Below are 11,990 nucleotides of genomic sequence, written 5' to 3' on the forward strand. Positions count from 1 at the left end.
CGGGCGGCCTGCGCGACGGCCCGCTCCAGCACGTCCACGGCCGCGCCGGTCCCGGTCAGCTGCGGCTGGAAGCCGCCGGCACGCCCGGTGCCCAGGACGCTGCCGTCCGCGCCGACCAGGGCCGCGTCCGTCTTGCTGTTGCCCGCGTCGATGGCGAGTACCGCCGCCCGCACCCCGGCGGGCGGCCGGCTCACGCCCACGGCAGGTACTCCTTGTTGTGCGCGAGGAGCCGGTCCGTCAGCCCCTCGGCCCGGTCGAACTGGCCGACCAGCGGGTGCGCGAGCAGGGCCCGGAACACCCTCTCCCGGCCGCCGCGCAGGGCCGCGTCCAGCGCCAGGTCCTCGTACGCCGTCACGTGCCCGATCAGCCCGGCGAACAGCGGGTCCAGCCGGGGCACGGCCAGCGGCACCGGCCCGGCCCGGTCGATCCGGGCCTGCACCTCGACGACCGCGTCGTCCGGCAGGAACGGCAGCGTCCCGTTGTTGAGCGTGTTCACCACCTGCACGGAGCCCGCTCCCGTGCCGTCGCGGCCGGCCCCGTTGCCGAGCAGGGCCGCCGCCAGGCCCACGGCCGCCTCCGAGTAGAAGGCCCCGCCCCGCCGGGCCAGCAGGGCCGGCTTCTCGTCCAGCGCCGGGTCGGCGTACAGGGCGAGCAGCTCCCGCTCCATGGCGGCCACCTCGGCGGCCCGCGACGGCTTCGCGCCGAGCTCGCGCACCACCTCGTCGTGCGCGTAGAAGTACCGCAGGTAGTACGAGGGCACCACGCCGAGCCGGTCCAGCACGGAGTGCGGTAGCCGCAGCTCGGCGGCGACGGCCTCCCCGTGGGCGGCGAGCAGCCCCGGCAACAGGTCCTCCCCGGCCGGACCGCCGCGCCGCACCCCCAGCTCCCAGGTGAGGTGGTTGAGGCCGACGTGGTCCAGGTGGAGGTCGGCGGGTGCCAGGCCCAGCAGGGCCGCGAACCTCCGCTGGAGCCCGATGGCCACGTTGCACAGCCCGACCGCCTTGTGCCCGGCCCGCAGCAGGGCCCGGGTGACGATCCCGACGGGGTTGGTGAAGTCGATGATCCAGGCGTCGGGGTTGGTCCGCCGGACCTGCTCGGCGATGTCCAGGACCACCGGGACCGTGCGCAGCGCCTTGGCGAGCCCGCCGGCGCCGGTGGTCTCCTGCCCGAGGCAGCCGCACTCCAGCGGCCAGGTCTCGTCGCCCAGCCGGGCCGTCTGCCCGCCGACGCGCAGCTGCAGCAGTACCGCGTCGGCGCCTTCGACACCCGCGGCGAGGCTGCCGGTGGTGGTCACCGTGGCCGGGTGGCCCTGCCGGGCGAAGATCCGGCGGGCCAGCGCGCCGATGAGCCCGAGGCGCTCAGCGGCGGGGTCGATCAGCACGAGCTCGCCGACCGGCAGGGTGTCGCGCAGCCGCGCGAAGCCGTCGATCAGCTCGGGGGTGTAGGTGGAGCCTCCGCCCACCACTGCCAGTTTCATGCTCACGGTCGCCGGCCTTTCAGTCGGGTCGGGTCGGGTCGGGGTGACGCCTTCGACGATGCCTTGCGGGCGGGGGATACGGGGTCAACGGCGGGAGGTGTCGAAGACCTCGTCGCGGGTGGCGGCGAGGGCGCTCTCCAGCGCGCCGCGCAGCACGGGCCGGTCGCGTACGGTCCCGGACACCAGGCGGGGCCGGGAGGGGGCGAGGTCGGCGAGTTCCACGGCGACCAGCTCGCGCAGGACGTCCCCGCCGGCGTCGTGCACCGCGCCGGAGAGGACCACGACCTCCGGGTCCAGCACCGCCACCAGGGACGCGAGACCGGTCGCCAGTGCGGTGGCGTACCGCCGGAGCAGCCGGAGCCGCGCGCCGTCGGGACGCGCCGCGGCCTGCCGGAGCAGGGCAACGGCCAGCCCGACCGGCTCCCCGGGCCCGATCGGCGCCCCGGACCCGGCTGAATGCCCCGGGGCACCGGGCGGCAGGGCGATGCCCAGCTCGGCGGCCAGTTCCGGCACCGCCTGCGCCCCGGCCAGCGCCTGGTAGCCGCCGGAGCCGACCCGCGTGACCTGCCGGACCAGGGGGTGCCCCGGCACGGGCAGGAACCCGACCTCTCCCGCGCCGCCGGTGGAGCCGCGGTGCAGCCGGCCGCCGAGCACCAGGGCGGCGCCGAGGCCCTCCTCGTTCCACAGCAGGACGAAGTCCCCGTGGCCGCGGGCCGCGCCCAGCCGCTGCTCGGCGACCGCGGCGAGATCGACGTCGTTCTCGTACGCGACCGGCATCGGCAGGGCCGCCGCCAGCTCCTCCCGGAGGGTGGGGGAATGCCAACCCCGCGGGAGGTGGTCGGCGTAGCGCAGGACTCCCGTGCCCGGGTCGAAGGATCCCGGGGTGGCCACGACCGTGCGGTGGACGTCGGAGCGGTGCAGCCCGGCAGCCGCCACGGCCTCGTCCAGGGCGCGGGTGAGCAGGCCGGCGGCCGCGGCGCCCTCGGGGTAGCGGAGGTCGTGGCTGCCGATCACCCGGCCGGTGAGGTCGGCGACGGCCACGGAGATCCGGCCCGGGGTGACGTCCGCTCCGGCGACGCGGGCGGCGTGCGGATTGACCGCGTACAGCTTGGCGCCGGGGCCGGGGCGGCCGGCGGTGGTGCCGCTCCCCACGACCAGCCCGGCGGCCTCCAGGCGGGCCAGTAGGTGAGAGGCCGTGGGCTTGGAGAGTCCGGTGAGGTGGCCGAGCCGGGTGCGGGACAGGGGGCCCTGGGCCAGCAGCAGGTCGAGTGCGGCGCGGTCGTTCATGGCGCGCAGGATGCCGGGCGTTCCCGGGGCGGGCGGCGACGGCCGGGAGCCGGGGCCGGAACCCTGGCCTGGGCCTGGGCTTGGGTCTGGGCCTGGGCCCGCGGGGCCGTGGCCGGGTTGGGAGGACTGGCCGGTGGACCGGCTGGAGGGCGTGCGGGAGGTCGTGCCGCTCATGGGCGCTCGCTCTCGTCCCGAGAACCGTCAGTTAAGTTTCCTATCGGTTTTCTGGGCCTGTCAACGGCACTGCCCCCGCAGGCGGTGGCCTGCGGGGGCAGTCTTCCGGAGCGCCTCGCGGCGGCTACTTCGTGATCCGGGGGGAGCCGGAGGCGGCCGGCGCCGGGATCGGGGCCGTGGCCTGGGCCTGCGGGGACGCCGGGTTGGCGAGGGCGGACGGCGGGGCCACGGACGCCGACGGGTCCGCCGGGGCCTCCTCCTCGTCCGCGGGCGGCAGACCGCCGATGATGCCGATGCCCGCCTCGTCGAAGGCCTCCTTGATCCGCCAGCGCAGTTCGCGCTCGACGGCGAACTGCTGGCCCGGCATGGTCTTCGCCGACACCCGCACCGTCATGGAGGCGAGCAGCACCTCCTCCAGGCCCAGCACCTCGACCGGACCCCACAGCCGCTCGTCCCACGGGGTCTCCTTGGCCATGGCGTCGGCGACGCTCCCGACCACCTCGCGGACCCGGGGGAGGCTCTCCGTGGGCTTGACCTGGATGTCCACGCCGGCCGTCGCCCAGCCCTGGCTGAGGTTGCCGATCCGCTTGATCTCGCCGTTGCGGACGTACCAGATCTCACCGTTGTCGCCGCGCAGCTTCGTCACGCGCAGACCGACCTCGACGACCTCGCCCGAGGCCACCCCCGCGTCGATCTTGTCGCCGACGCCGTACTGGTCCTCCAGGATCATGAACACGCCGGACAGGAAGTCCGTCACCAGGTTCCGGGCGCCGAAACCGATCGCCACACCGGCCACACCCGCGCTCGCGAGGAGCGGGCCCAGGTTGATGCCCAGGGCGCCGAGCACCATCAGGCTCGCCGTGCCCAGGATCAGGAACGACGCCACCGAACGCAGCACCGAGCCGATCGCCTCGGAGCGCTGCCGCCGGCGTTCCGCATTGACGAGCAGCCCGCCGAGCGCCATGCCCTCGACCGCCTCGGCGCCCCGGTTCATCCGGGTTATCAGCTTGGTCAGCGACTTGCGGACCAGCGAGCGGAGCGCGGCCGCGATCACCAGGATCAGGAGGATCTTCAGGCCCAGGTACAGCCATCCGGCCCAGTTCTCCTCGATGAAACTGGCGGCGTTCGTGACGCTCTCGTGGGCCTCCTTCACCGATGCGGCAGGGTCCGGTGTGTCGGCTGCCAGGGGCAAAAGGGCGGCGGGCCAGGGCACGGCGGGAACCTCCAGGTGTAGCGGTCTGCCCGTGAAAGGGGTGTGCCGGACAGGCCATCCACACTAACGGGGCATTCCCGTGACCCCGTTGCGTTGTTCGAGGGAGAGACCAGGCTCACCTGGGGATGAAGGAAGTGTGGTTGAAAACACCTCCGACCCGTTACGGCCGCGTGGTGGCGCTTCGACCAGCCGTAAGGAGAGACTGGAGAGCAGATCGTCCCGGCGCGAGCCACGCGCCGCCGGCGTACAAGGAGGCAGTCCGTGCCGCACGTCCTGGTCCTCAACGCGTCGTACGAGCCGCTCGGCGTCGTACCGCTCCGCCGCGCGCTCGTCCTCGTCCTGGAGAACAAGGCAGTCTCCCTGGAGGAATCCGGCGCCTTCCTGCACAGTGCGACCCGGGCCGTCCCCGCTCCCAGCGTGGTACGGCTCAAGCGCTTCGTGCGGGTCCCCTACCGGGGGCCCGTTCCACTCACCCGCCGCGCGCTGTTCGCCCGTGACGGTGGCCGCTGCATGTACTGCGGCGGCGTCGCCACGAGCGTCGACCACGTCATCCCGCGCAGCCGAGGCGGGCAGCACGTGTGGGACAACGTGGTCGCCGCGTGCCGGCGGTGCAACCACGTCAAGGCCGACCGCCACCTGGTCGACCTGGGCTGGCGGCTGCGCCACCAGCCGGCCCCGCCGTCGGGGCTCGCATGGCGGATCATCGGGACCGGGCACCGGGATCCGCGCTGGATGCCGTACCTCCAGCCGTACGGTGCGGACGACGCCCTGGACCGGATCGGAGCCGCCGCCTCCTAGCGCGGCGGCTCCGGCACGCGCAGGGCCCCGGCCGGCCGCCGGGGCCCTGCGCGTGCGGTGGCTCGCGCGGCACCGCCGCGGCTGCGGCCAGGGCCGTGCGCAGGACAGTCGGCGGCAGGGCAGCGACGGCAGGGCAACGACGGCAGGGCAGCCGGCGGCGGGGCAGGCGGTTGGGCCCGTCAGCCGGACGCTTCGGCGTGGAGCTCACCGATCAGGCGGGCGACGGCCTCCGGCTCGCGCAGCGTCGGATAGTGGTCGGAGCCGGCCAGCCGGACCAGGCGGCAGCCGGGGATCCGGGCCGCCATCTCCTCGTTGCAGCGCACGACCTCGACCCGGTCCAGCTCGCCCAGTGCCAGCAGCACCGGAGCGGTGATCTCCCCGAGGCGGTCGAAGGCGGGGGCGTCCTCCCGCTGCAGCCCGGCACTGGCGAACCAGGCGGGCAGCACCCCCCTCAGCCAGTCGGCAGCGACGGGATCCGCCTCGGGCGTGCCGCCGCCGGCCAGTCCCCACAGGCCGAGGCCGAGCCGGACGATGCCCTCCGTGTCACCGGCGGCCGCCAGCTTGCCGACCTGCTCGAAGAACCCCGGCGCCATCAGCCCCCCGTAGCCGGTGACCCCGGGCACGAACAGGGCGAGTCCCGCCACCCGGTCCGGGGCGGCCAGGGCCAGCCCGATCGAGGTGGCGCCGCCCATGCTGGAGCCGACCAGCACCGCGCGGGCCAGCCCGAAGTGGTCGAGGACCGCGGTCAGGTCCTCCACCTGGGAGTAGGGGGCGGTCGGCACGGGTGAGCGGCCGAAGCCGCGGGCGTCGTAGCGGATCACCCGGTGCCGCGCGGTGAGCGCCGGGAGCACCGGGTCCCAGACCGTCGAGTCGGCGACCCCGGGATGCAGCAGGACCAGCGGCAGACCGCCGGCCTCCCCTTCCGCGCCCCCGCCCGAATCCTCCGCCCAGACCTCGCCGTTGCCGACGGACACCATGGTTGCCATGATCCCCAGTCTGGCCCGCCGGCCGGCGCCCGTACCAGACCGGTTCCGGCCGGAAACCTCCTGATCCGGCCGCGGCATCCCGTCAGGGGACCACGGCGTAGGCCTCCGCCGAGAACAGGCTGCAGCCGTACTTCGTCGCACGCTTCTCGCAGGTGACCCGGACGAACCGGGCGTCCGCCGGGTCCAGGCGGACGGATTCCAGCCCGCCCCGGGATCCGGTCACCGTCGCCGCGCGCCGCCAGGACGACCCGTCCTGCGAGGTCTCCACGCGGTACGCCGACGGGTACGCGTCCTGCCAGTGCAGCACCAGCAGCCCGATCCGGGCCGGGGCCGCGAGCTCCGCCTGCCACCACACGCCGTCCGCCGCCGGGGAGGACCACCGCGTCGCGGCGTTCCCGTCCACCGCGGCGGAGGCGGGGAACGCCGGGGTCTCGTCCCCCGACGACGAGGCGCGCGCCGAGCGGAACAGGTCGGGGCCGCCCGTCTTCGGGACGGCGCGGACCGTCAGCACCCGGGTCTGCCCGGCGAACGCCACCGGCACCCGGTAGCCGCCCGCGGCCGTGCCCGCCGGAACCGTCACCGACACCGGCACTTGGACCCGGGTGCCGCGCGGGGCCTTCACCTCGGCCGGCAGCTTCACGGCGACGCCCTGTGGCGCCGTCGCCGTCAGAGGCCCCCGCACCTCGCCGGGCCGCAGTGCCGATACCTCCGCGGTGACCGTCTTCGCGGCCCCGCCGATCTCCACGTCCACCGACTCCGGCAGCTCGAACGTCGCCTCCGGCCCGTCCGCCAGCCACGGCACGACCCGGTGCACCACCGGGTCCTCCCCGGCCCACGACAGCCGGACCGCGTCCGCGACGACCCCGCCGACGTCCGCCTGGGTCCAACCCGACGCCGCCGCCTGGGCGACCTTGCGCCAGCCCCCGCCCGGCACGTGCACCTCCACGGCCGCGCCCCGCGTGCCCTCCGGCAGCGGGTTCGTCATGACCGTCACCGCCGACACCGGCCGCGCCGCGTCCAACCGGACCGTCCACGCGCCCGGCTCCCGCGACACGGTGCCCGTCTGCCGGGCCGCCCCCGTCCAGGCGTCCGCCTCCGCCACCGCCTTCGCCAGGAAGGCGTCCAGCACGGACTTGTCGACGCGCCCCGCCGCATCCGGCTCGGCCAGCTTCCGGCGGGCCTCCCCCAGCGCCTGCGAGGTCCGCCAGGCCGCCGCCCCGTCGCCGCGCGACTGGGCCCGCAGCAGGTCCACCGCCAGCTCGCCCGCCGTGCCGTACGCCGACAGCCGCGCCAGCCACGGCCCCGCCTCGCCGGACAGGCCGGGCAGCCGGTCGGGTGCCTCCCGCATGGCGGTGAACGCCGCCCGCAGCCGCTCCCCGGCCGCGGCGTCGCCCGAGCCGCGGGCCTGCCAGAACTCGTCCACCAACGGGCGCAGGTACGCCGACTCGGGCAGGGCCAGCGCCGAGGAGGCCGTGTTGCCGGCCAGTGCGGCCAGGGCCTTGCGGGCGCGCGGGTCCGGGCCGGCCAGTTCGGCGACGGCCGCCGCCCAGGAGTCCCCGGCCCGGTACCCGCCGGGGTTCCAGGCGAAGTCCGCGGCCGTGAACAGCGGGATCCGCGACAGCGAGGCCTGCTGCATCGCGTTGGCCAGGATTCCCGCCGAGCCGCCCGCGACCGCCGGCTCGCGTCCCGTGTACGGGCCGAGGAAGATCCGGCCCGGGTCCCAGTCGTTGACCGGGTAGTTGTCCATGGTGATCAGCGGGTGCTGTCCGAAGGCGCTGCGCGCCCCGGCCAGTTCCTTGCCGGTGATCGTGCGCGGCACCACGCCCACGCCCGTCCAGGCCACCTCCACCCGCTCGTCGAGCCGGTCGGCCAGGGCGGTGCGGTACTTCGTCGCGCCGTTCTGGTGGTACTCCGTCGGCAGCAGCGACAGCGGGGCGGCGCCCGGATGCCGTGCGGCGAGGTGCGCGGCGAGCTCGCCCGCGACCTCCGCGTGGGCCTTCGCGGCAGCCGCCGGGCCCGTCCCGTACCGGACCCGGTCCGCCCGGCAGCCCCACTCCGAGTAGCTGACGTCCTGGAACTGCACCTGGAACGCGCGGAAGCCCAGCTCCCACATGGCGTCCAGCTTCCGCGCCAGCGCTGCCCGGTCCGCGGCCGAGGCCAGGCACATCGACTGCCCGGGCGACACCGCCCAGGCCAGTACGACCCGGTTGACGCGGGCCCGCTCGGCCAGCTCCCGGAACTCCTCCTGCTGCGCCCGCGGGTACTCCGCGCGCCACTCCGTGGTGCGGTACGGGTCGTCACCGGGCGCGAGCAGCAGCCGGTTCTGCTTGGTGCGGCCCATGAAGTCCAGCTGCGCGAGCCGCTGCTCCTGCGTCCACGGCTGCCCGTAGAACCCCTCGGTGATCCCGCGGACCGGCGCGGCCGGCCAGTCCCGCACGCGCACGCCGGGCACCTTCGCACCGCCCGCCGCCAGCAGCTGGCGCAGCGTCTGCGCCGCGTGGAACAGGCCGTCCTCACCGACGCCGGCCAGCGCGACGGTGTCCCGGCCCGCGGCCTTGCCCACGGCCAGCCGGTAGCCGCCGCGGGGCAGGTCCCCGGCCTCGGCGGCGCCCAGCGCCCGCAGCGCCTCCTCGGCTCCGGGGCCGTCCAGCCGTACGACGGTGCCCCGTTCGGGTAGCGGTGCCCCGGGACCCGGCTCGTGCAGGATGCGTACGCCCGCCTCGCGCAGGGCGGTGCGGACCACGTCGACCGCGTACGGGTCGGCGTCGGGCGCCGCGACCAGGACGGCCTGGCCGTCCAGCGGCACCTCCCGCGCCGGGTCGGCGGCCATCGACTGCGGTCGCGGCCACACGGCCGGTCCTTCGGCGGCGGTGCGCTGGACGGGCGCGCCGGGGTCGAGCAGCGGGCCGGCGGCCGCGCCGGAGGGCGCGCCTCCCGGGGCGGCGGCCGCGCCGCCGCCGGTGCCGACGCCCGGCCCGGGTCCGCCGGCCGCGTCCGGTGCGCTGGACGCGATGAGGGAGCCCAGCGGTCCGGCGACCACTGCACCGCCCACCAGCGCCCCGATGACGGCGATGGCCGCCGCTGTGGTCCGCTTCCTGCCCCTGAGCTGCACGAAGCCTCCTCGTCCCGCCTGCGTCCCCCGCTCGTACGAACGAGCCCGAGCCCACCACCCGTGCGGGCGGAGTGTCAATGCGGGCGGGTGTTCTGACCCGGAACCGCCAGGAATGCCCGGCCGTGCGCTGGGTATGGCTGCGGTGTTGAACGGCGTTGTTCCCTGTTGCTGACCCGTAGTCACCGCCCGTACGGACGAAGGAAGGCCTGCCCCGTGGACACCGCCGCCATTCCGCCCGCTCCCGCAACCGTCGCCGCCCGCACCGGACGGGCCGGCGCAGCAGCACGGCGCCCGGTCCCGCTCCTGGCCCACCTGCCGGTCCAGGCAGGGCCCGCCGAGGGACCCCTCACCAGTGAGCCCCCGCTCGCCGGCGCCGCGCACGTCCCGCTGACCAGCGAGCCCCCGCTCGCCGACGAGGCACCCCTGACGAGCGAGCCGACCACACCCGCCGCGGCAGCCGCCGCCGGCGACTAGCCCGCCGGACCCTCCACACCGACCCAGGGACACACATGGACGACCTCGCCCGGCTCGCGGCGCTGCACGGCGTCGCCACCACCTACCAGCCCGCCGAGGGCGTCACCGTCCGGGTCCCGGAGGCCACGGTCGCCGCTCTGCTCGGCATGCTGGGGGTGTGCACCGACACCCCGGAGGACGTCCGGGCCGAACTCGCCGAGGCGGAACGGGCGGCGGCGGGGAGGCTGCTGCCGCGCGTGCTGGTGTGGTGGGCCGGATCCCCGCCGCCCGCCGAGCCGGCCGCCCTACCGGCGGGCACGCGGTTCCGGCTAGAGCTGGAGCAGGAGCAGGGGTGGGAGGGCGGCGGCGGGGCCGCCGAGGACGGTGAGCACGGCGCGGGCGGGGCGTCGGGTGCCGCGGCCGAGTGGCGGCCCGGCTCCGGGGCGGTCCCCCCGCTCGGCGTGCACCGGCTCCACGCCGAGACCCCCGACGGCCGCACCGGCACCGCCACCCTGATCGTCGCCCCGGAGCGGGCCCCGGCCGCGCCGGAGCGGACCCACGGGCTGCTCGTCCAGCTGTACTCCCTGCTCTCGGAGCGCTCCTGGGGCATGGGCGACCTGGGCGACCTGGCGGACCTGGCCCGCTGGGCCGGCCGTACGCACGGGGTCGGGTTCATCCAGGTCAACCCGCTGCACGCGGCCGTGCCCGGGACGCCGACCGACCCGTCCCCGTACCGGCCGTCCTCGCGCCGCTTCCCCGACCCCGTGCACCTGCGGATCGAGGACGTCCCCGAGTGGGCCGACTGCCCCGACCGCGAGGCCCTCGCCGCGCTCGCCTCCCGCGGCGCCGCGCTGCGCCGCGAGGTGCTGGAGAAGGGGGCCCTGATCGACCGGGACGCCGTCTGGCAGCTCAAGCGGGCCGCCCTGGAGCTGCTGTACGCCGTCCCGCGCACCCCCGAACGGGATGCCGCCTACCGCGCGTTCTGCGCCCGACAGGGTCCGGCCCTGGACGTCCACGCGACCTGGTGCGCCGGGCACGACGGCGAGGCCCCGCAGGAGCGCGCCGATTTCCACCGCTGGCTGGTGTGGCTGACGGACGCCCAGCTCGCCGCCGCCCAGGAGGCCGCCCGCGAGTCCGGCATGGCGGTCGGGATCGTGCACGACCTGCCCGTCGGGGTGCACCCGAACGGCTCGGACGTCTTCGGTCGGCCCCTGTACGCCACCACCGCCAGTGTCGGCGCGCCGCCCGACGCCTTCAACGCGCGCGGCCAGGACTGGGGCCTGCCGCCGTGGCGGCCCGACCGGCTGGAGACGACCCGCTACGCGCCGTTCCGCCAGCTGCTGCGCGGGGTGTTCCGCCACGCGGGGGCGCTCCGCATCGACCACGTGATGGGGCTGTTCCGGCTGTGGTGGATCCCGGGTGGCGTCCCGCCCGCCGAGGGCGCGTACGTCTCCTACAACGGGGAGGCGATGCTGGCCCTCCTCGTGCTGGAGGCGCACCGGGCGGGCGCCCTGGTCATCGGCGAGGACCTCGGGACGGTCGAGCCGGGGGTGCGCCGGGAGCTGGCGCGGCGAGGGGTGCTGGGCACCTCCGTGCTGTGGTTCGAACGGGACTGGGAGGGCGGCGGGGAGCCGCTGCCGCCCGGAGCCTGGCGGGCCGACTGCCTGGCCACCGCCACCACCCACGATCTGCCGCCCTCCGCGGCCAAGCTGGCGGGCAGCCACGTCGAACTGCGCGACCGGCTCGGTCTGCTGACCCGCCCGGTCGAGGAGGAACGTGCCGAGGACGCCGCCGACACCGCCCGCTGGCTGGACGCGCTCGCGGGGCTCGGCCTCGACACGAAGGGGGAGGAGGCCGCCGTCGCGGCCCTGTACGGGTTCTTGCTGCGCACCCCGGCGCGGCTGGTCGGGGTATGGCTGCCGGACGCGGTCGGCGACCGGCGGCCGCAGAACCTGCCGGGGACCTGGGACCAGTACCCCAACTGGCGGCTGCCGCTCGCCGACGCCGCGGGGCGGCCGCTGACACTGGAGGAACTGGCCGCCTCGCCCCGCGCGAACGCCCTGCTGAGCGCGGTGCGGGAGGGCGCGCGCGCCCGTACGGCACCCCCGGGCGCGCGCCTCGTTTAGGTGTTCGCTACGTTTGCACCGTGGACAACAAGAACGCCCTGCGCGCCGGTGCCGTCACGGCCGGATCGGCGCTGATGCTGCTGCTGATGACGTCTCCCGCGCTCGCGCTCACCCGCGACGACGGCGACGACCCGGGCCAGAGCATGAGCACTGCCGCGACCCTCGGCATGTTCGTGTTCCTGCCGATCGTGCTGTTCCTGGTCATCGCGGGTCTCGTGATGGTCCTCGACAAGTCCGACCGGCCGCAGAAGAAGCAGGCCTGAGCGGTGGCGGGCTCCCGCACGTGCGCGGGGCGGAGCCCTAGAAAACGAGCGCGGGCGGGGGGGGCGGGGTGTTGTAGTAGAGTGGGGGGCGCGCGGGGGCG

At 76.0% G+C, this 11,990-nt stretch carries 9 protein-coding genes and 1 pseudogene; 4 read left to right on the forward strand and 6 right to left on the reverse strand.

The annotated features are described in order from the left end of the window. The 4 genes and pseudogenes from ACFV7Q_RS35950 to ACFV7Q_RS35965 form a co-directional block, all read right to left on the reverse strand. Positions 1 to 194 (reverse strand): annotated as a pseudogene (locus ACFV7Q_RS35950) (ATPase); the annotation flags it as partial. Beyond that, positions 191 to 1,477, reverse strand: a complete 1,287-nt coding sequence (locus ACFV7Q_RS35955; RefSeq protein WP_385435142.1) for a 6-phospho-beta-glucosidase — start codon at positions 1,475 to 1,477, stop codon at positions 191 to 193. The pseudogene ACFV7Q_RS35950 and the gene ACFV7Q_RS35955, both read right to left, overlap by 4 nt. Before the next feature lie 84 nt (positions 1,478 to 1,561). Further along, positions 1,562 to 2,764, reverse strand: coding sequence for an ROK family transcriptional regulator (locus ACFV7Q_RS35960; RefSeq protein WP_385435135.1), 1,203 nt, complete (start codon positions 2,762 to 2,764; stop codon positions 1,562 to 1,564). 298 nt (positions 2,765 to 3,062) lie between these two features. After that, a complete protein-coding gene (locus ACFV7Q_RS35965) occupies positions 3,063 to 4,151 on the reverse strand; it encodes a mechanosensitive ion channel family protein (RefSeq protein WP_385435136.1) in 1,089 nt (362 codons plus the stop codon). A 261-nt stretch (positions 4,152 to 4,412) separates the two neighbouring features. Between ACFV7Q_RS35965 and ACFV7Q_RS35970 the strand changes: the two genes are divergently transcribed. After that, entirely contained in the window at positions 4,413 to 4,949 is a 537-nt protein-coding gene (locus tag ACFV7Q_RS35970; protein ID WP_366479938.1) for an HNH endonuclease, read from the forward strand. 179 nt (positions 4,950 to 5,128) lie between these two features. Here ACFV7Q_RS35970 and ACFV7Q_RS35975 read toward each other — a convergent pair whose 3' ends face one another. Next, entirely contained in the window at positions 5,129 to 5,935 is an 807-nt protein-coding gene (locus ACFV7Q_RS35975; RefSeq protein WP_385435137.1) for an alpha/beta fold hydrolase, read from the reverse strand. Between the two features lie 82 nt (positions 5,936 to 6,017). After that, complete coding sequence (locus ACFV7Q_RS35980) at positions 6,018 to 9,047, reverse strand: beta-N-acetylglucosaminidase domain-containing protein (RefSeq protein ID WP_385435138.1); 3,030 nt, start codon at positions 9,045 to 9,047, stop codon at positions 6,018 to 6,020. Positions 9,048 to 9,260: 213 nt separating this feature from the next. Between ACFV7Q_RS35980 and ACFV7Q_RS35985 the strand changes: the two genes are divergently transcribed. Genes ACFV7Q_RS35985 through ACFV7Q_RS35995 form a run of 3 tightly spaced genes read left to right on the forward strand, consistent with a single transcriptional unit; the run spans position 9,261 to position 11,889 of the window. Continuing rightward, positions 9,261 to 9,521 (forward strand): hypothetical protein, encoded by a 261-nt coding sequence (locus ACFV7Q_RS35985; protein WP_385435139.1) that lies wholly within the window; start codon positions 9,261 to 9,263, stop codon positions 9,519 to 9,521. A 35-nt stretch (positions 9,522 to 9,556) separates the two neighbouring features. Next, entirely contained in the window at positions 9,557 to 11,626 is a 2,070-nt protein-coding gene (locus ACFV7Q_RS35990) for a 4-alpha-glucanotransferase (protein WP_385435140.1), read from the forward strand. Positions 11,627 to 11,646: 20 nt separating this feature from the next. Continuing rightward, on the forward strand, positions 11,647 to 11,889 hold the full coding sequence (locus ACFV7Q_RS35995; RefSeq protein ID WP_385435141.1) for a hypothetical protein: 243 nt from the start codon (positions 11,647 to 11,649) through the stop codon (positions 11,887 to 11,889). The last annotated feature ends 101 nt before the right edge of the window (positions 11,890 to 11,990 follow it).

This window comes from Streptomyces sp. NPDC059851, assembly GCF_042732005.1.
Lineage (GTDB): Bacteria > Actinomycetota > Actinomycetes > Streptomycetales > Streptomycetaceae > Streptomyces.

Coding starts and splice junctions, on each gene's coding strand:
- ACFV7Q_RS35955 (WP_385435142.1), bottom strand. CDS start 1,477: ATGAAACTGGCAGTGGTGGGCGGAGGCTCCACCTACACCCCCGAGCTG.
- ACFV7Q_RS35960 (WP_385435135.1), bottom strand. CDS start 2,764: ATGAACGACCGCGCCGCACTCGACCTGCTGCTGGCCCAGGGCCCCCTG.
- ACFV7Q_RS35975 (WP_385435137.1), bottom strand. CDS start 5,935: ATGGCAACCATGGTGTCCGTCGGCAACGGCGAGGTCTGGGCGGAGGAT.
- ACFV7Q_RS35990 (WP_385435140.1), top strand. CDS start 9,557: ATGGACGACCTCGCCCGGCTCGCGGCGCTGCACGGCGTCGCCACCACC.